We start from the raw sequence: 22,399 nt of genomic DNA, 5'->3' as shown, positions 1-22,399 counted from the left end.
GAGGAAGCCCTCGCCCGTCGCCCCGCGCAAGCTGCTGTCAGGCCGTGAGTTTGCGGCGGCTGGAATAGCACAGGCCGGCAAGACCGAGGCCCAGCAAGGCCAGGGTGCCTGGTTCTGGCATGGGCGCCACTTTCACCAGATCGACGCTTTCCACCGCGTTCAGGGTCAAGGTGTAGTTGCCGGCTACCAGGGTATTGGTCAGGGCCGCAAAGGTCCCGCCGCACGCCGTGCCCACGCCCGTTCCCGTGGGCGCGCCGCAGCCTGTCGGGTCATAGGTGAACAGATTGCCGCGGGTCAGGAAGTTGGTCGACAGATTGGTATTCAGGTTGGCGCCGTCGGCCGTTTCCGTACCACCCGTGATGCCGGAGCCGAGCAGGCCATCGGGCGCCCAGTTGAACACGGTGATGCCGGCCGCATTGGTGATGCTGAAAGTCACCACCAGGTTGGCCGTGGCCGATGAGCCGGGACCGACGTCGCCGTTCAGGAAGACTTGCATGAACGGGTTGGCCAGGAAATTGAAGGCCAGGGTGGCCGTCGGCGAACCGACCACGAAGTTGACGGAAAAGCCCGTGGTGGAACCATTGCGGCCCGAGGCGTCGGCCGTGCCGGGGCTGTCGAGATGCGCTTCGGCCACGTTGACCGCCTGCGTGGTCGTGGCGCCCGGCGGGAAGGGCGGGAACTGGGTGCTGACGATTTGCGCATCGCCGCGTGCGTAGGTGCCGTTCGGCCCCTGTTGCGTGAAGTCGTTCTCGCCCTTGGTGACGGCGCCCAGGGCCGCTTGCGGCGAGTCGAGTATGCCGGAACCGCCGTTGATGATGCTGGTGCCGTTCAAGGTGGAGGTACTGCGCGAGATATTGGTGGTGCTGGCCACCGTGACGATCCCCGTTGGATTGGTGATGGTCAGGCCGAAGATGTTGTCGTAGGAATAGCCGTAGGCGCCTGCCTGGGCGCTGCCGGCGGCGCACAGCATGGCCAGCGCCGCCGCTGCCGGAAGAAGTTTCAGTTGAGACAGTTTCATTTTGCTTACCTCATTCATCTGCTTGCTGGTGGAAGAAAGTCTGACCCGGATCCTGTGCGCAAATGCGCATGCGGGAGTTAAAGCGACTTCCATGCCAAGGCTTGCATGGCCTTGTAAATCAAGGACTTGAAGGAGGAATATTGATTTTAGGCAGGTATTGCGCACGACGCTGTAAGAAAAGCCGACGCGCTGTGGCAGGCTAGGACGTCAGCAGTGCGTGCATGCGCGCTTGCAAGCGTTGTGCGGGGGCATATTCGTGGAAGGCGGCTGCCAGCTGCCGCGCAGCGTGCCTGGCCCGGGCGCTGTCGAGCAGGCGGGTGGCGGCATGGCGCAGCGCCGCCTCGCGCAAGCGGTCGGCGCGCAGCAGCAGTCCGGCGCCGGCGTGGGCAATGGCGTGCATGTTCAGGAATTGATCGAGATTGCCGGCGATGCCGATCACGGGCACGCCCGCCGTCAGCGCTTGCTGGCTGGTGGGACTGCCGCCATTGCAGATGACCAGGCTGGCGCGCCGTGCGGCGGCGTCGCCGGGCAGGAAGGGCGCCACGAAAGCATTGGGCGGCACGGACGACAGCTCGATAGTGCCGGCGGTGGCGGCCAGCACCGTCACAGGCAGCGGCGCCAGCGCGCGCAGCACGCGCGGCAGCAGCTGCCCCTGGCCCGAGCTGCCCAGGGTGACGTAGACGATAGGGCGCCCGCTAGCCAGTTCAGGGTGCTGCCACCAGTCGGGTGCAACGAGCGGCGGCGCCCAGGTGATGGGGCCCAGGTAGCCATGGTTACCGGGCATGGCGTGTGGTGGAAACAGTTGCGGGATATCGGCGTACAGGGTCTGGTCGGCATCCGTGTAGATGCGGCGCAGGTCGCCGCCCAGCGAGGGCAGGCCATGGTGGCGGCGCACGCGGTTCAGCGGCACGGCGTGCGAGGCGAAGGCCAGCGGGCGTATCAGGCGGAACAAGGGATCAGCCAGCCAGATGGGAAGCACGCTCGTCAGTGGCAAGCTGGGCACCGTGTAATGCTGGCGCACATGGGGACTCCAATAGGCATTGCTGATGCTGATGTAGGGGATGTCCTGCAGGCGCGCACTGACCGAGAGCGACAGGCGGAAGTCGCCAATCACCAGATCCGGTTGCACTTCGGCCAGCAAACGCAGGTCATCGTCCACATACCGCAGCAAGGTGTTTTCCGTGTACACGGGCTGGCCTTTTGCCAGGGCGTGCAGGAACTGCGCGGAGGGGATGCTGGCGATGGACCAGCGCCGCAGGCGGGTCTCCTTGAAGCAGAAATCATAGCCAGCGGCGCACGCAAAATGCACTTCATACTGGTCTTCCGGCAAGGCTTGCGCCAGGCTCAATGGACGGCCAATATGGGCCAGGGTAACGGCTTCGGCGATAAACAGGATTTTTTTACGAGCCATCGGTGTCTATATCAGTGTCGATCTCGGTGTCCATGTTTTTTATGACTGCACTGAAAGTAAGACAGGGTATTGCGTGGCAGGTTCCCATTGGGCGGTTTTATTTTTTTCGGTGCAGTCGAGCGCCATGATTTTTTGTCATCGGGTACTGTCAAGGGCAAACGAAAGGAGCTGTCATGACCCATTTTCCTCAGCCTGCCCTGCGCGCGCACAGCACGCCCGAACCCGATATTCCGCCACCGCCGGAAGGTGATCCGCTCACGCCGCCACCGGAAAAGCCACCGCATATCGATCCGGTGCCGATCGAGGAGCCGACGCCGCCCCAGCCACCCGTGAAGATGGGCGCGGCCCCGATCCGCCCATCGTTTGCACACGCCATTTAAACAACAAAAAATGGCAATATTGTTGCCGAGTGGATACAAATTAAGTGCTAACTGTTGTGTGTCACGCGGCCGTCACGATTCTGTTCTTATAATGGGACACCATCATCACCCTTGTACAGGAGACCATCATGGGTAATTCCTTATATAACAAGATCTACCTGGGCCGCCGCCCCGCGTTTGCCGGCAAAAGCCTGATGGCGCTGGCGCTGGCTGGCGCCGTGGCAGGGTGCGGCCTGGCGTGGCTGTTGCTGCGTAGCGTGAAATAAGCGTTGCTTTAGCCATATTTCAGTGCGCCGCCTGCCCGGGCGGCGGCAACTGAATGGTCTTGCCTGTTGCCGATGTGCAGCGGGGCGCGTACCATGGGGGCCGAACACCTGGCCTTTTATGGAAAAGTAATGAAGAACGAGAAATTAACAACCGATGAATATGACGCGCTGGAGCAAGTTGCACGCGGCATCAAGACCGAGCGCCCCAGCGCCTGCGTCGCCCGCAACGCCAAGCGCCTGTCCGGCCTGAAGCTGCTCAGCTATGCCCGGGACGGCCGTCTGTCCATCACGGAAAAGGCGCAGCAACTGCTGTTTGTGCGCCGCTGCATCATGGGCTTGCGCGCTGTCGCGGCCGACCCGCTGGCCAAGCTCGACACCGACGTCGCCTATTTCCTGGGCAAGAAAGCCCATATCCAGGCGCGCGCCGATGGTCAAGGGCACGACATTTCCGACAAAGGCCGCGATTCGCTGGCCGATATCGATACGCTGGGCCTGTAAGGCTTGCAACCGGCCCCTGGGGCCGGTTTTCATTTCCCCCTGCCGTTTTTTTAATTTACCCCTTTGGAGAATACTGTGGACAGCGCGATGAACTGGTCGGCCCATGAATTGACGATGACGGTGCTGATGACGCCGGACATGGCCAATTTTTCCGGCAACGTACACGGCGGCACCATCCTGAAATACCTCGACAGTGTCGCGTACGCCTGCGCCAGCCGCTATTCGGGCAGCTACGTGGTGACCTTGTCGGTGGACCAGGTGATGTTTTTGCAACCGATCCACGTGGGCGAACTGGTGACGTTCCTGGCTTCGATCAACTATACGGGCACGACCTCGATGGAAGTGGGGATCCGCGTGGTGACGGAGAATATCCAGCAGCGCCTGGTGCGCCACGCCAACAGCTGTTATTTCACCATGGTGGCCGTCGACGCCAACCGCAAGCCGGTCGCCGTGCCGCCGCTGGTGCTGGAAACGCCGGAGCAGCACCAGCGCTTCGAGCAAGCCAAGCTGCGCAAGCTGTCGCGCCAGAAAGTAGCCAAGAAATAAGCTTGTCCAGACATGCAAAAACGGCCGCCAGAGTGATCTGGCGGCCGTTTTTTATTGCTTGCTCACTGGCAGAGCGGCTGGTCCGTGATTAACGGTCGCCATAGCTGCGGCGTGCGCCGTCGGTGCTGCGCGGGTTGGAACCCTTGTAGCCGCCGCCGCTGCTCGGTGCGCCATCTTTGCGTGGTGCGCCTGGCTTGCTGAAGGTGCGTTGGCCTGGTTTTGCGCCGCCGCGGTTGTCGCCTGGTTTCCAGCCGCCTGGACGTGCGCTCGAACGTGGTGCCGAAGCCGTTTTCTTAGGCTCGAAACCTTCGATGACATTGACCGGGATCAATTGTTTGGTGAAGCGTTCGATGCGTTTGACGTTCATGCCTTCAGCGTGGTTCACCAGCGAGATGGCCAGGCCATTGCGGCCAGCGCGGCCGGTACGGCCGATGCGGTGGACGTAGTCTTCCGGGAACTTCGGCAGGTCGTAGTTGAACACGTGGGTGATGGTCGGCACGTCGATGCCGCGGGCGGCAACGTCGGTGGCGACCAGCACTTTGACCTGGCCGCGGCGCATGCCGTCCAGGGTGCGGTTGCGCGCGCCCTGGTGCATGTCGCCGTGCAAGGCGGCAGCCGAGAAGCCGGCGATGTTCAGACGGTCGGCGATGGTGTCGGCGTCACGCTTGGTGGCGGTGAACACGACAGCCTGGTCCAGCGATTCGTCGCGCAGCAGGTGATCCAGCAAACGATTCTTGTGCGACAGATCGTCCACGAAGTGCACGCGCTGGGTGATGTTTTCATGCTTGTTGGTCGAGCTGGCAACTTGAATCACCAGCGGGTTTTTCGTGATGCGGCGGGCCATATTGCCGACCACGCCGTCCAGCGTTGCCGAGAACAGCATGGTTTGACGGCCTTCTGGCGTGGCTTCAACGATTTTTTCGATGTCGTCGATGAAACCCATGTCCAGCATGCGGTCCGCTTCGTCCAGCACCAGGATTTCCAGTTGCGAGAAGTCGATCTTGCCCGATTCCATGTGGTCGATCAAACGGCCTGGGGTCGCCACCAGGATTTCCGGGTTCTTCGCCAGCAATTGCATTTGTTTAGGGTAAGGCATGCCACCCAGGATCGACACAGCCTTGATGCGGCGGATGCCGGTGCTGTATTTGTCGGTATTGGTGGTCACTTGCAGTGCCAGTTCGCGGGTTGGGGTCAGCACCAGCATTTTTGGCTGGGCAGCCTTGAAGCGTGGACGCTCGCCACGGGCGCGCGCAGCCTGCATTTCCTGGTTCGGCGTCTTGCCGGCGGCGTTTTGTTCGGCGCTGGCCAGTTTGTGCAGCGACGGCAGCATGAATGCTGCGGTCTTGCCCGAACCGGTTTGCGACGAGACCAGCAAGTCACGGCCTTCGATCGCGGCAGGAATCGCTTGCGACTGTACCGCGGTTGGCGCGGTGTAGCCCGATTCGGTCAGAGCGGCGAGGATGGACGGATGCAGGCCTAAAGATTCAAATGTCATTCTTTTCTTTCGTAAAAATCAGCATTCTTGCAAAAAGCAGAACGCAAAATAGCAACGCCAACCAAAACGAAATGACTCAACTAAAAAGAAATTTCGGCACAAAAGCTTTGCGCCGGGACGGTGTCAAGGGCGACACACAAGGCGGGAGGGCTTTATAAGCGGCATCCTGTGGATGCGCTAAAGGCTTGCGAAGCTGCTAAGTTTGGTATTCCATGTTACTGCCTGGTGCTTTCGTTTCGCGAAAGCATATTGCAGCGCACAAACGACACTATACCGTATTTTCAGCTGTTTTGCACTGCTTAAATGTGGTGAAACGAAAGTCCTGCCACATTTAAGCAGTGCATTGCCAGGAAGCGCCGGTGATACCGGTATTTATTCGGTGGCAACCATGTCAGCTGAACAGGGCGAGCAGGCCGGGTGGCAAGGGTGCGGCCTTGGCCACTTCCCTGGCCAGATTGATGTGCATGGTGGCCTGCGCCAGTTCGATCAGGCTGTGTTCCAGCTGGTAATTGCCCTTGTCATGCAGCCATGCCAGCACGGGCGCCAGGTGCCAGATCGTCGCGCTGCCTTCATGCACGGGGGCGGGAAAACTGTGGCGGTGCTTGTTCATCAGCTTATGCATGTTTTGCCGGGTCAGCCCCAGTACTTGCGCCACATCGGTCAAGCCGACGAAGTCGGGCGCCGCTTCCACCAGCATGGCATCGGGCACGATGGCCTTCACGTCGGCCAGCGCGCTTTGCAGCGCTTGATGGGCGGTGCCGGCCTCGCGTGTAAATTCCAGCGCCAAACGGCCCGCTTGTCCGATGCCGATCAGGGCGTCGTCGCAACCGCCGTGGCCCAGGCGCGCGGCCAGCGCGTCGAGATCGTGTTCGCCATCGGGCAGGCGGTACTTGAGGGTGAAGATATACTCCATGGCGGCTACCCTTTTGATGTGCGTTGCATGAGGTCGTGCATGAGCTTTTGGAAGGTGCAGTTATCGACTACCCGGCGGATCGCCCGCGCGTGGTTGCCGGGATTTCTGGGCGTGCTCCAGATGCAGGCGATACAGAATTCGCCGCAGCGGCAGCCGTCATCATGGTAGGGGCAGTAAATCTTGCCCCAGGCATGGCTGCCACCGGTTTCCACGCGCCAGCCTTCGTTTTCCGCGTAGCGTAGCGCCGCTTCGATTTCTTTCTTGGGATGCGAGGAGCGCGCCATACGATGCCTCCAATATAGGCAAATGTTCTAGGGTTGTCAAGTGACAACCGAAGGAAATTCGCCCGTCACCGCCTCAGTCTACTTCCGGGTTGACGGCCATGACTTGCGAAAAGCCGCCATCGACGTAGGTGATTTCACCCGTGATGCCCGAGGCCAGGTCGGACAGTAAGAAGGCGGCCGTGTTGCCCACTTCCTCGATGGTGACGTTGCGCCGCAAGGGTGCGTGCTCGGCCACGAAGCCCAGCAGCTTGCTGAAATCCTTGATGCCCGAAGCGGCCAGGGTCTTGATCGGCCCGGCTGAGATGCCATTCGCGCGGATGCCCCTGGGGCCCAGCGATACGGCCAGGTAGCGCACGGAGGCTTCCAGCGACGCCTTGGCCAGGCCCATGGTGTTGTAATAGGGTACGGCGCGTTGCGCGCCCAGGTAGCTTAGGGTCAGGACCGCCGCGCCGGGATGCAGCAGTGGCAGGGCGGCTTTGGTCATGGCGGGAAAGCTGTAGGCGGAAATGTCATGTGCGATACGAAAGCTTTCGCGCGACAGGCCGTCGAGGAAATCGCCGGCGATCGCTTCGCGCGGCGCAAAACCGATCGCGTGCACCAGGCCATCGAGTTGTTGCCAGTGCTGCGCCAGGTCGTGAAACACGGCGGCGATCTGCGCATCGCTGCTGACATCGCACTCGAACACCAGTTCGCTGCCGAACTCTGCCGCGAATTCGGTGATGCGCTCCCTGAAGCGCTCGCCGACATAGGTGAACGCCAGCGTGGCGCCTTCGCGGTGGCACGCCTTGGCGATGCCGTAGGCAATCGAGCGGTTCGAGAGCAAGCCCGTGATGAGGATCTTTTTTCCTTGCAAGAAGGCCATGGCGACTCCTGTTCGGTAGTGGTGGCGAGGCGGTGGGTGGCACGATGAAAGTAAAACCGGCCGCGACAGCTAGGCTGTGGCGGCCGGTCACATGCTGCATGCGTGATCGTGGTCAGGCCAGGATCAATGGTGGGCCTTGCGGCTATGCGCGCCGCGCTGGATGCGTGGCTTGACCAGCGAAATAGGGCCGGACTGCGCCTTGCCGCCCTTGCCTTTGGCATGGCGCACATTCTTGCCCGAGCGTTCAGGGCGGTCCGCTTCCAGCAGCATGGTGGCGTTGTCGGCGATTTCCTGGGTAATGTCCATATTCATCGTGGCGGCCGTTTTGGGCACGAGGATGGTGGAGCCGGCGCGCAAGCGCGTGTTCTGCGGGATATTGTTGGCCTTGCGCAGTACATCGGCCGTGGTGCCGAACTTCGACGCCAGCGTTTCCAGGCGTTCGCGCGCGCTGAGGATCTTGTGCGTGGTCCAGCTCGACAAGGCATGGCCCCATTGCGCCAGGTTGGTGGTGAACTTGGCCGCGTTTTCCTGCGGCAGCAAGATCTTGGTTTTTTCACTGCCGATGATGACCGGGCGGTTGAATTCAGGGTTCAGCGCCTTGAACTCGTCCATCGACAGCTCGGCCAGTTGCGCCGCCACGGTGACGTCGATGTCGCTGGTCTTGTCGATCGCCGTAAAGTAGGGCTGGTTTTCGACCACCGGCAGGGTGATGCCATACTGGGCCGGGTTGGCGATGATGTTTTTCACCGCTTGCAGCTTGGGCACGTAGTTGCGTGTCTCGGCCGGCATCAGGTCGGACAGGCTTTCAAAGTCGGTTGGCTTGCCCAGCGCCTGGTTTTTCTTGATGGCGCGCTGTACCGAACCTTCGCCCCAGTTATAGGCGGCCAGGGCCAGTTGCCAGTCGCCGAACATGTCATACAGGCGCTGCAGATACGTCAGCGCCGCATCGGTCGAGGCCAGGATGCCGCGGCGCTCGTCCTTGAACATGTTTTGCTTGAGGTTGAAATCGCGTCCGGTGGCGGGCACGAATTGCCACATGCCGGCCGCGTTGGCGCTGGAAAATGCTTGCGGATTGAAGGCCGACTCGATGAATGGCAGCAGGGCCAGTTCGGTCGGCATGCCGCGTTTTTCCAGTTCCTGCACCACGTGGAAGATGTAGCGCGAGGCGCGCGCCGTGGTGCGGGCGATGTAGTCGGGGCGGGTGGCGTACCAGTTGACGTGGTTGGTCACCAGCTGGTTGTTAATGTCGGGAATCGCGTAACCGCTGCGGATGCGGCCCCAGACGTCGGCTTCGCGCAGCGGATCGGAACTGTCGCTGAGATTTTTCATCAGCTTGTCGGTCCTTTGCAGGCGGTTGTCGAGTGTGGGGAGTTTCGCCGTGACTTGGGAAGTCATCGGGATCAGGGCGGGGTTGGTGGCGGCGACTGGCGCGTTATCGCTCTCAACACCGGCTTCATACGCCTGGCTGAGGGCCGGCGCAAGCGCCAGTGCCAACGCCACCAGGACGGTAGGTTTTAAGGAGTTTTCGTGCATAGTGTTCCATTGTTGTCGTCGGAGAAACATCGGACTGACCCAGAATTAAGAAGCGAGTGTACGTATATCCACATACCGGAGTCAAGAATTATGTCAGCGTGATGACAGGAAAAGGATTAATTTTACGTAATTTTCCCTTCGTTAATAGTGCAATGACTACTATAAAATTTGCCGGTTTCCCCGTTTTGCCGTCGTTACAGCATAGCCGTGGCACGCTCTGGCGCAAGCGTGGCGGCCCGCAAGCATGACAATGCGCAAAGAGTCGCCACAGTGCGTACAATTTGGCTTTGGGCGGCTATGTCGCCGTCCATGTTATTAGGAAAGCATTAATGATGAATACCCCGCCGCGTCACGACGACGACCATGCCCTGATCATCGCCAATACCGTCGCCTGGATGGAAAAGGCCGTGATCGGCCTGAACCTGTGCCCGTTCGCCAAGGCCGTGCACGTCAAGAAACAGATACGCTACGTGGTGTGCGATTCCAGCAATCCCGAAGATTTGCTGGCGATGCTGATGGACGAGCTGCAAACCCTGGCCGACACCGACCCGGAGCAGATCGACACGACCCTGCTGATCCACCCGTACGCGCTCAACGATTTCCTCGACTACAACGAATTTCTGGACGTGGCCGACGCGGCCGTGGAAGACATGCAGCTGGAAGGCGAACTGCAGGTGGCCAGTTTCCACCCGGATTATCAGTTTGCCGAAACGTTTGAAGACGACATCAGCAACTATACCAACCGCTCGCCGTACCCGACCTTGCACCTGCTGCGCGAAGACAGCATCGAGCGCGCGGTGGAGGCGTTCCCGGAAGCATCGGAGATTTTCGACAAGAATATCGCGACCTTGGAAAAACTGGGTCTCGACGGCTGGGAAAAGCTCGGTATCCCGAAGGCGGCGCACGATGTCCGATGACCTGCCGCTGCGGCCCGATACACCGTGCGTGGCCGTCTGCTCGACTACTTTTGATGAAATCTGCCGCGGCTGCGGCCGCACCGTCTCGGAAGTGGCGCACTGGGTCTCGATGACGGCGGAAGAGAAGGAAGTCGTGTGGGTGCGCATCTTGGCGCAAGGCTACCCGCGCCGTAATTGATGGTACCTCTAGAAACCTACTGCGCAGCTCACTTCCGGGCATCCGTTGCTCGCTGTATTGACATACAGCTGCGCTACTCAACCCGGCATTGAGCTTGCTCGCTACGGTTTCTAGAGGCACCGTTGCTCCTGTAACTGAGCAAGCATTTTGATGCTGTCCGCTGGCTTAGCTGAGTTAAGCTAATTAATAACTACCGATAAAGTCCTTCTTGCCGATTTCGATGCCGTTATGGCGCAGGATGTCATACGCGGTGGTGGCGTGGAAGAAGAAGTGCGGGAGCGCGTAGTGGAACAGATAGGTCTGGCCCGTGAAGTGCTTGGTCTTTTCGCCGCTGCCGGTGGTGATGGCGCGCGTTTCGCTGCCGTCGATGTCGGCTTGCGGCAGGCTTTCCAGGAAGGCGATGGTTTTCGCGATACGCGCTTTCAGTTCGGCAAAGCTTTGTTCGCTGTCTTCATACGGCGGCACGGCCACGCCGGCCAGGCGCGCGCCGGCGCCCTTGGCGAAGTCGGTGGCGATCTGGATCTGGCGCACGAAAGGCAGCATGTCCGGGAACAGGCGGAAGTGCAGCAGGGCGTTCGGGTCGATTTTCTTGTCCTGGGCGTGCGTTTCAGCCTTGTCGAGGATGGCCGACAGGCTGCCCAGGATTTGTTTGAAGACGGGGATGGACGCGGAATAAATGGAGAAGGTCATGGTAGTTCCTCTTGGTAAAGTGGCGCGATGATAGCAAGCCGCGGGCTTTTCTGCTGGCTTGTGGTTTTTCAGGCGGCCTGAACGCCATGCACTGTCCCGCCGGGCGTGTTTATTGGTGACTTCCTGTACTTTTTCCATGCATAATTGCTTTTGAAAAAGTTTCTTCCCACCACTGTTCGCTGACTCCCCTATAAAGCTCGATGATCGCCCGCATGATCTTTTCTGTTCCGTGCCTGCATGGCTAATTCTCCGTATCGCCGTTTGCGTACCCGCCTGGGCGCCTTGCACGGCTCGTCGCTGCCGTCCATGTCGGCTTCGAGCATGTCCGTATCCTCGATCTATGGCGCGTTGCTGCTGGTGGTGTTTGGCGGGCTTGTCATTCCCGCCATCATCGGCAGTTATCTGCTGGTAGGCGTGCATGAGCGCCAGTCGGCGCGCACCAGCCTGAACGAATCCTTGCAGCGCAATGCCGATATCCTGGCGCTGGGCATGCAGGAATCGCTGTGGAACATGAATGCCGAGTCGGCCCATTCGCTGGTCGAATCGGTGATGCGCGACCGCGCCGTGCTGCAAGTGACGGTGCTGGGACAGACGGATGCGGAGTTCATGCGCATGCAGGCGCCGCAGCGCCCGATCGGCAATCTGTACCGTGCCGAGCGCGATATTCTCGTGCATGGCGAGCGCATCGGCCATGTCATCGTCGAGATGGACGATGCGCGCAGCCAGCAGGAGCTGCGCGAAAAGCAGATGTCGTATATTTTCGTGCTGGGCGCGCAGCTGGCCGTGTCGATGGCGCTGATCGTGCTGTTCTTGAACCGGCGCCTGCTCAAGCCCCTGCGCCGCCTGATGCGTTTTTCCGACCGCCTGTCGCATGGCGATTTCGATACCCCGCTGGAATCGGGCAGCAATGATGAACTGGGCCGCCTGACCGATCAGCTCGAACGCATGCGCGCCGCCATCCGCCAGCTGTTCGAAGACGTTGGCCAGCGCGAAGAGCGCTTCCGCACCATCGTCACGCAGGTGCCGGGCGCCGTCTTCCGTTATCGCCCGGACGGCCCCATCGATTTCGTCAGCGAGGCCATCGTCGAGATCGCCGGCTACACGGCGCTGCAGTTCATGCGCGGCACCACGCATGCCTGGGTCGACCTGATCTGCCCTGAATACCGGCGCACCCATCGGCATGCCGTCAGGGCCGCTGTTGCTGAACTGCAACCGTATGAGCTGGAGTACCGCATCCTCAATGCCTCCGGCGCCGAGCGCTGGGTGTCCGAGCATGGCCAGCCACAAATCGACGAGCAGGGCGTGATCTGGGTCGACGGCATCATCACCGACATCAGCCAGCGCAAGCACCATGAGATGCGCATCGAAGCGCTGCTGACGGAACAGAGCGCGATTCTCGACAATGTGATGTTTGGCGTGATGTTCGTGCGCCACCGCCGCATCGTCTCCTTGAACCGCCGTTGCGAGGAATTGTTCGGTTATGCCAGCGGCGAGATGGCCGGCTGCTCGACCGCCATCGTTTTCCCGTCGCCGTATGAGTTTGAGGCGGCAGGCGAGCGCCAGTACCGCATCCTGGCGCAAGGCGGCGACTTCAGCGAAGAGCGCCACTACCAGCGCCGCGACGGCAGCTATTTCTGGGCCATGGTCAGCGGCTGCGCGCTCGATCCCCACCGTCCCAACGAAGGCAGCATCTGGGTGTATGCCGATATCACGGCGCGCAAGGAAGCCGAGGAAAAGCTGCGCCTGTCGGCCACCGTGCTGGAGCACATCGCCGATGGCGTGATGGTGGTCGACGGGGCAGGCCTGATCGTTGCCGTCAATCCCGCGTTCACCCAGATCACCGGCTATGCCGAGGCCGAAGCGCTGGGCCAGCCCTCTTCGCTGACGCGTTCCGAACGCCACGACGAGGTGTTTTACCAGGCGTTGTGGAGCGAGCTGACCTCCTGCGGTTTCTGGCGCGGCGAGATCTGGAACCGGCGCAAGAATGGCGAGATTTACCTGGAATGGCTGACCATCAGCGCCGTGCGCGACACGAACGCCGTCACCACCCATTATGTGGGGGTGTTCAGCGACATCACCCTGGTCAAGCAGGCGCAGGAAAAGCTCGACCACCTGGCGCACCACGACCCGCTGACGGCGCTGCCGAACCGGCTGCTGTTCCACGACCGCCTGCAGCACGCCCTGCAGCGCGCCGCGCGCGATCAGGAGCAGCTGGCCATCCTGTTCATCGACCTCGACCGTTTCAAGAATGTCAATGACACACTGGGCCACCATATCGGCGACGAGCTGCTGCAGAAAGTGGCGCATCAGCTGTCGGCGCGTCTGCGCGAAGGCGACACCCTGGCGCGCCTGGGCGGCGATGAATTCATCGTGCTGCTTGAGGCTATCGATGGCCAGTATGGCGCAACCCAGGTGGCGGAGAAACTGATGACCGTGTTCGAGCAGCCGTTCATGGTGGCCGGCCATGAATTGTTCGTTACCTGCAGCGTGGGCATCAGCCTGTATCCGGATGACGCGCTGGACTTGAACATGCTGATCCGCAATGCCGACGTGGCCATGTACCAGGCCAAGGCGCGCGGGCGCAATGGCTACCGTTTTTATGCGCCGTCGATGACGGGCGAAGGCGTCGAGCGTTTGCGCCTGGAAACTTTCCTGCGCCGCTCGATTGAAAAGCACGAGATTTTCCTGAATTACCAGCCGCAGGTGGAAATCGATACGGGCCGCCTGGTCGGCGTCGAGGCGCTGGTGCGCTGGAACCACCCCGAGCTGGGCCTGGTGCCGCCGGCCCGTTTCATTGCGCTGGCCGAAGATAGCGGCTTCATCAATCAGCTGGGCAAATGGGTGCTGGATGAAGCGTGCCGCCAGATGATGCGCTGGCAGCAACAAGGCTTGCGCGTGCCGAAGATGGCGGTCAACCTGTCCGTGAAACAGTTCGAGCGGGGCAGTATCGCCGGCATGGTGGCCGACATCCTGGCTGAAACGGGACTGGAGCCGCAGCGGCTGCAGCTGGAGGTGACGGAATCGGTGATCATGAACACGGGCGATGCGCTCGGCTTCATCAATGACTTGCACGCCATCGGCGTGGGCCTGGCTATCGACGATTTCGGCACCGGCTATTCGTCGCTGGCCTACCTGAAGCAGTTGCCGGTGCAAACCCTGAAGATCGACCGTTCCTTCATCAAGGATATCTCGACCGACCCGAATGATGAAGCCATCGCGATTGCCATCATCCAGCTGGGCAAGAGCATGCACCTGTCGGTGATTGCGGAAGGCGTGGAAACCGAGGAGCAGGCGGCGTTCCTGATGCGCCACGGCTGCAAGCTGGCGCAGGGCTATTTATATAGCCAGCCGGTGCTGGCGCAAGAGGTGCTGGCGCGCTGGCTGGAAGATTAAATCATTGCTTCAAGCCAGTGTGGCCGCCAGTAAGGTGCGCAGATTGCAGTCGGCCTGCCAGCTGCGCCGCTCTGCGCTGCTGTGCGACAGCGCCGCCAGTTCGGCCGCGCTCAGCGCTTGCTGTGCTTGCACCATACGGTGCGCCAGGCCGCCGTCGGGCAGCACCGTGCCAAAGAAAGCCACGGTATCTTCGTGCTGGATCAGCAGGGTGGGGAAGTTTTCGATATCGAGGTCGCCCACCACGTCGGCCTGGTCTTCGATGTCGATCCAGACGAAGGTCTTGTCGGGATGGCGCGCGGCCAGTTCTTCGAAAGTGCTGCGGTAGGTGCCGCAAGTGCCGCACCATTGCGCGCACAGGCAGGCCACCGTCCAGTGCGAACTGGCCAGGGTTGCCGCGATGTCGCCGCGGTTGTCGGTCGTGAGGGTCAGGCTATGCATGGTGTGTTCAAATGCCGGCAAAGGCGCCGAATGGGCGTATTCTACCGCGCCTGGCAGCGGCAGTCCCTGCTGAATGCATCAGGCTGCTTGTAGCTTATCTGCCGTGTTTTTTGATATAACAGCGGTTTCTAGTGGATAATGCTGCTAATTATGTGCTGAATCTGCCCGCTGCTAACATCAGCCTGCGTGGTTTCCCGGCCGGCAGCCTGTTCCTTCCAGTCTGTTCCCTGCAAGCACAGCCCCACCTTGACCTTCTTTATGGAATTAGCCAGCTTATGTTGAGTTACCGCCACGCCTTTCACGCGGGTAATCACGCCGATGTGTTGAAGCATTATGTCCAAATACAGTTATTGAAGTATTTGAATCAAAAAGACACAGCCTACAGTTATATCGATACCCATTCCGGCGCGGGCGTGTATGCGCTCGATGGCGGGTATGCCTCGAAAAACGCCGAATATGAAACGGGGATTGCCCCGTTGTGGGACCGCACCGACTTGCCGGCCTCGCTGGCCGAGTACTTGAACCTGATCAAGGAAATGAATCCGAGCGGCAAGATGCGCTACTACCCGGGCTCGCCGTATTGCGCCGACCAGGTAGCCCGCGAGCAAGACCGTTTGCGCCTGTTCGAGTTGCATCCGGCCGACGCCAAGATCCTGGCCGATAACTTCCGCAAGGTCGAGGCGCATGCCGCAGAGAACGGCGTGCGTTCGACCGTGCGCGGCAAGCGCGTCATCATCACCAAGGCCGACGGTTTCCAGAGCCTGAAAGCCTTGCTGCCGCCGCCATCGCGCCGCGCGCTGGTGCTGATCGATCCGCCGTATGAAGACAAGATGGATTACCGCAAGGTCAAGGACACCCTGGCGGACGCGCTGGTGCGTTTCCCGTCCGGTATCTACGCGGTCTGGTATCCGGTGCTGCAGCGCATGGAATCGCGCCAGTTTGCCGACAAGCTCAAGCAGTTGCCAGCGGCCGAATGGCTGCACGTGACCCTGACCGTCAATACGCCGTCGCCGGACGGTTTCGGCTTGCACAGCAGCGGCATGTTCATTCTGAACCCGCCCTACACGCTCGAGCCGATGTTGCGTGAAGTCATGCCTTACCTGGTCAAGGTGCTGGGCCGCGACGATGGCGCCAAGTTTGTGCTGGAAACAGGCAAGGGCGGCGTCAGGAATACGGGCACGCGCCGCGTGTAAGCCTTGAATGGCCCGGGGCGCCATGCTTGCGGGCCGATTTATGTTGCGCTGCAGAACGCCGCATAAAAAATAGTTGGCATATACTGCAGCCAGGTGCCGGAGCGACCGGTTCCTGGCCTTGCCGCAGCCTGCACGCGGCCCTGTCGTGTGGTTGGGCTCGTCATGAACATGCATACTCCGCTGCCATCCCCCCTCTCTTCCGCCTCGTCGCTGCACGATTTTTTCCTCGCTCGCCAACCCATTTTGAACCGTGAACAGCGCCTGGTGGCGTATGAATTGCTGTTCCGCAGCACGAGCCAGCAGCAGCTTGCCGTGGTCGGCGACGACGTGGAAGCCACCGCCACCGTGATCGCCCATGCGGCCGAGCTGGGCATGGAGCAGGTGGTGGGCTTGCAATTGGCGTTTATCAATGTCGATGCCGTGGCGCTGATGAGTGACTTCATCCGTTTCCTGCCGCACCACCGCGTCGTGCTGGAGATACTGGAAACCGTGCGCGTGACGCCTGAATTACTGGCGCGCATCAGCCAATTGCGCCAGGCCGGCTTCCGTTTTGCGCTCGACGATGTGGTGGGCGAGTCCAGCGATGTGCAGCAGTTGCTGCCCCTGATCGATGTCATCAAGGTCGATATTGCCCAGTTGTCCGAGGTGGCCCTGGGCGAGCTGGTGCCGACCTTGGTCTTGTCGCGCAAAAAGTTACTGGCTGAAAAAGTGGAAACGGTGGCGCAATTCGAGCAATGCCTGGCCCTGGGCTTTGATTTTTTCCAGGGGTATTATTTTGCCCGCCCGGTGATACTTACTGGAAAGAAAATGTCCCCCTCCGAGCTGACCATCCTGCGCTTGCTGGAAATGGTGCAGAGCGACGCCGATAACCGCGACATCGAACGCTGCATCCAGCACGACGCGATGATCAGCCTGAACCTGTTGCGCCTGGTCAATACGCCAGCCGTCAGTGCGGGCGCCCGCATCGATACGCTGGGGCAGGCCCTGATGCTGCTGGGGCGGCGCCAGCTGCAGCGCTGGCTGCAAATCCTGCTGTACGTCAAGCCGGGTACGTCCGCCCCGTTCGCCTCGCCCTTGCTGCAGCTGGCCACCACGCGCGGCAAGCAACTGGAGTTGATGACGGAAAAACTGCGTCCCGGCCAGCATCAATACGCCGATATCGGTTTTACGGTGGGTATCATGTCCCTGATGGACGCGCTGTTTTCCATGCAGATGAGCGAGGTCGTCAGCAGTGTGCGCGTGCATGGCCGGGTCAGCGACGCGCTGTTGTTCCGGCATGGCGAGCTGGGCCATATGCTGGCGCTGGTGGAGCAGGTGGAGCAGGCCGATGACGGCCCCGCCACGCGCGCCATGCTCGATGAGCTGCACCTGTCGCAAGACGACCTGAATGCGATCCAGGTGTCTGCCTACGAATGGGTCAACAGTTACGTGCAGGATATTTCACTGCACGCCAGCCATTGACGCCTTTAGCCTGATTACTGTCCCAGCAGCAAGAACACGGTAGGTTTCTTGTGGAAGTCGGGCGTCTTGCCGGCTGCCAATTGTTTCTTCCATTGCCCTGCGTTCAAGGTCACGATGCTTTCCGTTTCCATGCTCAGGTCGGTAGCCACGCACAGCAGGGTTGACGGCGCGCATTGCGCGACCAGTGCCTCCAGCATGGCGGCGTTGCGGTACGGCGTTTCGATGAACAGCTGGGTTTGCTTTTCCGTCCGCGAACGGCTTTCCAGTTCCTTGATGCGCTTGCTGCGCAGGGCGGCATCGGTGGGCAGGTAGCCATTGAAGGCAAAACTCTGGCCATTCAAGCCGCTGGCCATCACGGCCAGCAAGATCGACGATGGCCCCACCAGCGGGCGCACCCTGATGCCGTGCTGATGGGCCAGGCGCACCAGGTCGGCGCCAGGGTCGGCCACGGCCGGCACGCCCGCTTCCGACACCAGTCCCGCATCGCGTCCGGCCAGCAGCGGCGCCAGCAAGCCGGCCAGCGCTTGTGCCGGGGTATTGATGTTCAGCTCGGAAATAGTGATTTCCTGCAGCGTTTTCGCCAGGGGATGCTTGGCGCCGATCAATTTCAGGAAAGCGCGCGCCGTCTTGGCGTTTTCTGCGACGAAATAATCGAGTTGCGAGGTGATCTGCCGCACCTGCTCGGGAATGATGTGTGCCAGCGCATCGGCCGCGCCGTCGGCAACGGTGTCGGACAGGCCCAGGTGGTTGGGGATCAGGTACAGGGTGCCGCTAGTGCTCATGGTTATTCTTGTAGGAGATAATGAATTAGTAAAATCAATTGCTGAAAAACGCCACGCCCGCCTTGCGCAGCATGCCCGTCAAGGCAATCAGCGGCAAGCCGGTGAGGGCGGTCGGGTCGGTGCTGTCTATGCGTTCGAGCAAGGCGATGCCCAGGCCCTCATTCTTGGCGCTGCCGGCGCAGTCGTACGGCTGCTCGATGTGCAGGTAGGCATCCAGTTCGGCGTCCGGCAGGTTGCGCACCGTCACCAGGGTCTGGATATCTTCGACCTGTGCCACGGGCCTTGCCTGGCGGCCATCGAGCAGGCACAGCGCCGTATGAAAAATGGTTTGCCGTCCGCGCATGGTTTGCAGCTGCAGCAGGGCGTTGGCGTGGTTGCCCGGTTTGCCGATTTGTGCGCCGTCGAGGGTGGCGACCTGGTCGGAGCCGATCACCAGGCTGCCGGGAAAGCGCTCCAGCACGGCTTGCGCCTTGGCCTGGGCCAGGCGCAGGGCGGTGGCGCTGGGGCTTTCGCCGGGGTGCGGGCTTTCATCGAGGTCGGGCACGGCCACCTCGAAAGGCAGGCGCAGACGCGATAATAGTTCCTTGCGGTAGACGGAGCTCGATGCAAGTATCAAGCGCAATGGGGCAGAAGTTGGTATCATTCGGTGGCTGATGGCGGGCGGTGTGGTATGGCGAGTCCGCGATAGTCGGCGTCATCGGAATTCCAGCGGAGTTCCAGGCAAAGAGCCGTATAATGCGGCTCCGGGCGGCATGACGAAGTTAGTCACGAAGTTGGTCAATAAGTTAATCAATAAGTTGACGAATATGCCAATAAAAGCATCAAAAAAGATGCTTAGCCTTTGACTCGGCGCTAAAAACCCTGTTATTATCGCAGGTTTTCCGGGGAAATTTTCTACCAATGAATGCTTTTGTGATCGACGCCTTTGATTTTTGTCGTATCAGCGGGAGCCGCGAGGGTGTAACTCCTGTCGCTGAAATGACCCGGTTGACCAAGGATTGTGCAGATACTTCCGGCAGCATCGCCTGGAAGATCGTCGGCGGCACCAGCAAGCTGGGCTACCCACAGCTGACCTTGTCGGTCAACGGCACCGTTCAGCTGGTATGCCAGCGCTGCCTGACTCCGTATGCGTATGAAATCGCTTCTTCGACTGTTTTGATGCTGGGCAAGGATGACGAGCATGCAGACGAGATCGAAGAAATCATCAACGATGAATCGATCGATGTGATCGTCGGCAGCCGCAGCATGGATGCCATGGCCCTGATCGAAGATGAAGCCTTGCTGGCCCTGCCGCAAGTACCCAAACATGACGTCTGCCCGAGTACCGGGCAGCTCGACGCTCTCAAGACGGAAAAGAAGTCGCCATTTGCGGCCTTGAAGGACTTGAAGCCAGAATAAGCAGTAGGAGGGATACTCCCTCGGCAAAGAACGTGTCAAACGCGTGTAGTAATCGAGTATGGCAATGTGTAGTGAAACGTAGCATGTAATAAACGATGTCGGTAAAGCCTGTTTTAGGATAGTCTTTGCCGCTGGGATACTCGATTCGCATGTATTTGCTAATCGATTGTGCTAAAATTTTAGAACTTATGTATTAGGAGTCATCATGGCAGTTCAACAGAACAAGAAAACCCCTTCCAAGCGCGGCATGCACCGTTCGCACGACTTCCTGGTCGCGCCGCAATTGAGCGTCGAGCCAGTTACCGGCGAAACCCACATGCGTCACCATATCAGCCCTAACGGCTTTTATCGTGGCCGTAAAGTGCTGAAGACCAAAAACGACGAGTAATCGACGTTTTGTTGGGTAAGATGAAAGCGGTGTTGCGTGGTTATTCGGCGTGGCACCGCTTTTTCTTTTTCTCGGCTGCAATTCATCTTGCACACCGTCATTTTGAATCAAGCTGACTCAGTCTGTGCATGACATTATGCGCCCTGCATATACGCCAGTCCGATTGACATCTTGCCGCAAGCCCGCAGCGGTACTGAATCAAAAAAAATGACAATCAAAATTTCTATCGACTGCATGGGCGGAGATCATGGTCCCTCAGTCACTATCCCCGCAGCAATTTCCTTTGTAAAACACGAGCCTGACGCTGAACTGATCCTGGTGGGATTGGAAGAGGTGATCCGTGCCGAACTCAAAAAGCACAAAGCCGAGTCGCATCCGCGCCTGACGGTATTGCATGCAACCGAACAAGTTACCATGGACGACCCGCTCGAAGTGGCCCTGCGCCGCAAGAAGGATTCGTCCATGCGCGTGGCCATCGAACAGGTCAAGAACGGCGTGGCGCAAGCCTGCGTTTCGGCCGGCAATACCGGCGCCCTGATGGCCGTGTCGCGCTATGTATTGAAAACCATGTCGGGCGTCGACCGCCCGGCCATCTGCAGCATCTTGCCAAATCAAAAGAACGGCCCGACCTACATGCTGGACCTGGGCGCCAACGTCGATTGCGAACCGCATCATCTGCACCAGTTCGCCATCATGGGGTCGGTGCTGGTGTCGGCCATGGAAGGCATAGAACGTCCCACGATCGGCTTGCTGAACGTGGGCACGGAAGATATCAAGGGCAATGAAGTGGTGAAACTCACCGCCAAATTGCTGCAGGCCGACCATGAGCGCGGTGCATTGAATTTCCATGGCAACGTGGAAGGCAACGATATTTTTAAAGGCACGACCGATATCGTCGTCTGCGACGGCTTTGTCGGCAACGTGACCTTGAAAGCCATCGAAGGCCTGGCGCGCTACGTCAAAATGGTGCTGACCTCCGAATTCAAGCGCAATCCGATTACCATGCTGGGCGCCTTTATCGCGCGCAGTGCCCTGAGCGCCATCGGCAACCGTTTGAATCCTTCGCGTTTCAATGGCGCCAGCCTGCTGGGCCTGCGCGGCCTGGTGTTCAAAAGCCATGGCGGCGCCGACGCCTATTCCTTCGAATGGGCCTTGCGCCGCGCCTTTGATGCGGCAAAAAATGATGTGCAAGCGCATCTGGCCAGCATGATCGCCGAGCTGATGCCGCGCCTGCCCGCATCGGAAGAACCTCAATCAACAAGCTCTACCATTTAGTGGATGGGTCAGCATGACTACCTTTAGCAGAATTTACAGCAAGATTATCGGTACCGGCAGCTATCTGCCAGAAAAACGCGTGACGAACCAGGATTTGACCGACCAGCTCGCCGCAAAGGGTATCGAGACTTCGGATGAGTGGATCGTGACGCGCAGCGGTATTTCCGCGCGCCACTATGCGGCGCCGTCGCAGAATTCCTCGGACCTGGGCGTGGAAGCGGCCAAGAAGGCCCTGGAAATGGCCGGTATGGACGCCAACGAACTCGATTTGATCATCGTCGCCAGCTCGACGCCCGACTTTTTCGGCAGCTTCCCCAGCACCGCCTGCATCGTGCAAAACAAGCTGGGCATTACCAATAATTGCGCCGCCGTCGACGTGCAAGCCGTGTGCAGCGGTTTCGTCTATGCGGTCGCCACGGCCGACAGTTTTATCCAGTCGGGCATGCACAAGAACGTGCTGGTGATCGGCGCCGAAGTGTTTTCGCGCATCCTCAATTTTGAAGACCGCGGCACCTGCGTGCTGTTCGGCGACGGCGCTGGCGCCATCGTGTTGACGGCCTCGACCGAGCCAGGCATCCTGGCCACCAAGCTGCATGCCGATGGCCGCCATTCGGACATCCTCAGCGTGCCGGGCAGCCTGGCCGGTGGTGCGCTGGCAGGCAGCGCTTTCCTGTATATGGATGGCCCGGCCGTGTTCAAGCTGGCTGTGTCCGTGCTGGAAAAAGTCGCGCATGAAGCGCTGGCGCACGCCAACATGACGCAAGACCAGATCGACTGGCTGATCCCGCACCAGGCGAACATTCGCATCATGAACAGCACGGCCAAGAAACTCGGCTTGCCGCCGGAAAAAATGGTCGTCACGGTCGACCAGCATGGCAATACCTCGGCCGCCTCGATCCCGCTGGCGCTGGACTTGGCCGTGCGCGATGGCCGCGTGAAAAAAGGCGACAACGTCATGATGGAAGGCGTGGGCGGCGGTTTCACCTGGGGCGCTGTATTGGCAAGAATGTAAAGTGGTTAGCATCGGGGTCAGACCCGACGGGTCTGACCCCAGCCTTTGCTCTTGGGTGAGGCAAGCCA

General features: G+C 60.1%; 25 protein-coding genes. 13 read left to right on the top strand and 12 right to left on the bottom strand.

Translation table 11 applies throughout. The features are described 5' to 3' along the window. Positions 1–37: 37 nt before the first annotated feature. Positions 38–1,018: an EDSAP-1 family PEP-CTERM protein gene (locus ACL9RI_RS08670; RefSeq protein WP_422726181.1), complete on the bottom strand. Its 981-nt coding sequence runs from the start codon at positions 1,016–1,018 to the stop codon at positions 38–40. 199 nt (positions 1,019–1,217) lie between these two features. Continuing rightward, positions 1,218–2,429 carry a nucleotide disphospho-sugar-binding domain-containing protein gene (locus ACL9RI_RS08665; RefSeq protein ID WP_422726180.1) on the bottom strand — a complete coding sequence of 404 codons (1,212 nt, stop codon included), beginning with the start codon at positions 2,427–2,429 and terminating at the stop codon, positions 1,218–1,220. 173 nt (positions 2,430–2,602) lie between these two features. Here ACL9RI_RS08665 and ACL9RI_RS08660 point away from each other — a divergent pair, with 173 nt between their 5' ends. The 4 genes from ACL9RI_RS08660 to ACL9RI_RS08645 all read left to right on the top strand — a co-directional run bounded on the left by ACL9RI_RS08660 (position 2,603) and on the right by ACL9RI_RS08645 (position 4,119). Continuing rightward, positions 2,603–2,809, top strand: a complete 207-nt coding sequence (locus tag ACL9RI_RS08660; RefSeq protein WP_422726179.1) for a hypothetical protein — start codon at positions 2,603–2,605, stop codon at positions 2,807–2,809. A 128-nt stretch (positions 2,810–2,937) separates the two neighbouring features. After that, positions 2,938–3,075, top strand: a complete 138-nt coding sequence (locus ACL9RI_RS08655) for a hypothetical protein (RefSeq protein WP_422726178.1) — start codon at positions 2,938–2,940, stop codon at positions 3,073–3,075. A 129-nt stretch (positions 3,076–3,204) separates the two neighbouring features. Beyond that, entirely contained in the window at positions 3,205–3,573 is a 369-nt protein-coding gene (locus ACL9RI_RS08650) for a hypothetical protein (RefSeq protein ID WP_422726177.1), read from the top strand. Between the two features lie 87 nt (positions 3,574–3,660). Beyond that, positions 3,661–4,119 carry an acyl-CoA thioesterase gene (locus ACL9RI_RS08645; protein WP_422726520.1) on the top strand — a complete coding sequence of 153 codons (459 nt, stop codon included), beginning with the start codon at positions 3,661–3,663 and terminating at the stop codon, positions 4,117–4,119. Positions 4,120–4,207: 88 nt separating this feature from the next. Here the strand turns inward: ACL9RI_RS08645 and ACL9RI_RS08640 are convergent, their stop codons facing one another. The 5 genes from ACL9RI_RS08640 to ACL9RI_RS08620 all read right to left on the bottom strand — a co-directional run bounded on the left by ACL9RI_RS08640 (position 4,208) and on the right by ACL9RI_RS08620 (position 9,206). After that, positions 4,208–5,614 (bottom strand): DEAD/DEAH box helicase, encoded by a 1,407-nt coding sequence (locus tag ACL9RI_RS08640; RefSeq protein WP_422726176.1) that lies wholly within the window; start codon positions 5,612–5,614, stop codon positions 4,208–4,210. A gap of 391 nt (positions 5,615–6,005) precedes the next feature. Beyond that, a complete protein-coding gene (locus tag ACL9RI_RS08635) occupies positions 6,006–6,527 on the bottom strand; it encodes a helix-turn-helix transcriptional regulator (protein ID WP_422726175.1) in 522 nt (173 codons plus the stop codon). A 5-nt stretch (positions 6,528–6,532) separates the two neighbouring features. Next, positions 6,533–6,811 carry a hypothetical protein gene (locus ACL9RI_RS08630; protein WP_422726174.1) on the bottom strand — a complete coding sequence of 93 codons (279 nt, stop codon included), beginning with the start codon at positions 6,809–6,811 and terminating at the stop codon, positions 6,533–6,535. 73 nt (positions 6,812–6,884) lie between these two features. Then, a complete protein-coding gene (fabI, locus tag ACL9RI_RS08625; RefSeq protein ID WP_422726173.1) occupies positions 6,885–7,673 on the bottom strand; it encodes an enoyl-ACP reductase FabI in 789 nt (262 codons plus the stop codon). A gap of 123 nt (positions 7,674–7,796) precedes the next feature. After that, positions 7,797–9,206, bottom strand: coding sequence for a transglycosylase SLT domain-containing protein (locus tag ACL9RI_RS08620; RefSeq protein ID WP_422726172.1), 1,410 nt, complete (start codon positions 9,204–9,206; stop codon positions 7,797–7,799). 332 nt (positions 9,207–9,538) lie between these two features. On the opposite strand from ACL9RI_RS08620, the gene ACL9RI_RS08615 reads away from it, so the two are divergent. After that, on the top strand, positions 9,539–10,123 hold the full coding sequence (locus ACL9RI_RS08615) for a DUF1415 domain-containing protein (protein ID WP_422726519.1): 585 nt from the start codon (positions 9,539–9,541) through the stop codon (positions 10,121–10,123). Continuing rightward, positions 10,113–10,301: a DUF1289 domain-containing protein gene (locus ACL9RI_RS08610; protein ID WP_422726171.1), complete on the top strand. Its 189-nt coding sequence runs from the start codon at positions 10,113–10,115 to the stop codon at positions 10,299–10,301. Before ACL9RI_RS08615 ends, ACL9RI_RS08610 begins: the two co-directional genes overlap by 11 nt. 183 nt (positions 10,302–10,484) lie before the next feature. Here the strand turns inward: ACL9RI_RS08610 and ACL9RI_RS08605 are convergent, their stop codons facing one another. Further along, positions 10,485–10,991 carry a DUF1993 domain-containing protein gene (locus ACL9RI_RS08605; protein WP_422726170.1) on the bottom strand — a complete coding sequence of 169 codons (507 nt, stop codon included), beginning with the start codon at positions 10,989–10,991 and terminating at the stop codon, positions 10,485–10,487. A 237-nt stretch (positions 10,992–11,228) separates the two neighbouring features. On the opposite strand from ACL9RI_RS08605, the gene ACL9RI_RS08600 reads away from it, so the two are divergent. After that, positions 11,229–14,384, top strand: a complete 3,156-nt coding sequence (locus ACL9RI_RS08600) for an EAL domain-containing protein (RefSeq protein ID WP_422726169.1) — start codon at positions 11,229–11,231, stop codon at positions 14,382–14,384. A 9-nt stretch (positions 14,385–14,393) separates the two neighbouring features. On the opposite strand, the gene ACL9RI_RS08595 is transcribed toward ACL9RI_RS08600, so the two are convergent. Together ACL9RI_RS08595 and ACL9RI_RS08590 are read right to left on the bottom strand one after the other, a co-directional pair. Next, positions 14,394–14,822 carry a thioredoxin family protein gene (locus ACL9RI_RS08595; RefSeq protein WP_422726168.1) on the bottom strand — a complete coding sequence of 143 codons (429 nt, stop codon included), beginning with the start codon at positions 14,820–14,822 and terminating at the stop codon, positions 14,394–14,396. 128 nt (positions 14,823–14,950) lie between these two features. After that, positions 14,951–15,154, bottom strand: coding sequence for a hypothetical protein (locus tag ACL9RI_RS08590; protein WP_422726529.1), 204 nt, complete (start codon positions 15,152–15,154; stop codon positions 14,951–14,953). On the opposite strand from ACL9RI_RS08590, the gene ACL9RI_RS08585 reads away from it, so the two are divergent. Together ACL9RI_RS08585 and ACL9RI_RS08580 are read left to right on the top strand one after the other, a co-directional pair. After that, positions 15,098–16,015 (top strand): 23S rRNA (adenine(2030)-N(6))-methyltransferase RlmJ, encoded by a 918-nt coding sequence (locus tag ACL9RI_RS08585; protein ID WP_422726167.1) that lies wholly within the window; start codon positions 15,098–15,100, stop codon positions 16,013–16,015. The two genes, ACL9RI_RS08590 and ACL9RI_RS08585, sit on opposite strands and share 57 nt — an antisense overlap. 162 nt (positions 16,016–16,177) lie before the next feature. Next, positions 16,178–17,476: an EAL and HDOD domain-containing protein gene (locus ACL9RI_RS08580; protein ID WP_422726166.1), complete on the top strand. Its 1,299-nt coding sequence runs from the start codon at positions 16,178–16,180 to the stop codon at positions 17,474–17,476. 14 nt (positions 17,477–17,490) lie between these two features. On the opposite strand, the gene ACL9RI_RS08575 is transcribed toward ACL9RI_RS08580, so the two are convergent. Together ACL9RI_RS08575 and ACL9RI_RS08570 are read right to left on the bottom strand one after the other, a co-directional pair. Beyond that, positions 17,491–18,258 carry an SAM-dependent methyltransferase gene (locus tag ACL9RI_RS08575; protein ID WP_422726165.1) on the bottom strand — a complete coding sequence of 256 codons (768 nt, stop codon included), beginning with the start codon at positions 18,256–18,258 and terminating at the stop codon, positions 17,491–17,493. Between the two features lie 34 nt (positions 18,259–18,292). After that, a complete protein-coding gene (locus ACL9RI_RS08570) occupies positions 18,293–18,901 on the bottom strand; it encodes a Maf-like protein (protein ID WP_422726164.1) in 609 nt (202 codons plus the stop codon). Between the two features lie 257 nt (positions 18,902–19,158). Between ACL9RI_RS08570 and ACL9RI_RS08565 the strand changes: the two genes are divergently transcribed. The 4 genes from ACL9RI_RS08565 (at position 19,159) to ACL9RI_RS08550 (ending at position 22,331) form a co-directional block, all read left to right on the top strand. Then, positions 19,159–19,656 (top strand): YceD family protein, encoded by a 498-nt coding sequence (locus tag ACL9RI_RS08565; RefSeq protein WP_422726163.1) that lies wholly within the window; start codon positions 19,159–19,161, stop codon positions 19,654–19,656. Positions 19,657–19,861: 205 nt separating this feature from the next. Continuing rightward, positions 19,862–20,044: a 50S ribosomal protein L32 gene (gene rpmF, locus ACL9RI_RS08560; protein WP_034749653.1), complete on the top strand. Its 183-nt coding sequence runs from the start codon at positions 19,862–19,864 to the stop codon at positions 20,042–20,044. Between the two features lie 207 nt (positions 20,045–20,251). Then, positions 20,252–21,319: a phosphate acyltransferase PlsX gene (gene plsX, locus ACL9RI_RS08555; protein ID WP_422726162.1), complete on the top strand. Its 1,068-nt coding sequence runs from the start codon at positions 20,252–20,254 to the stop codon at positions 21,317–21,319. Between the two features lie 13 nt (positions 21,320–21,332). Continuing rightward, positions 21,333–22,331: a beta-ketoacyl-ACP synthase III gene (locus tag ACL9RI_RS08550; protein ID WP_422726161.1), complete on the top strand. Its 999-nt coding sequence runs from the start codon at positions 21,333–21,335 to the stop codon at positions 22,329–22,331. Positions 22,332–22,399 lie beyond the last annotated feature (68 nt).

This window comes from Janthinobacterium sp. Mn2066 (genome assembly GCF_049319705.1).
Classification (GTDB): domain Bacteria; phylum Pseudomonadota; class Gammaproteobacteria; order Burkholderiales; family Burkholderiaceae_D; genus Janthinobacterium.
This window is presented reverse-complemented; position numbering and strand designations above follow the sequence as displayed.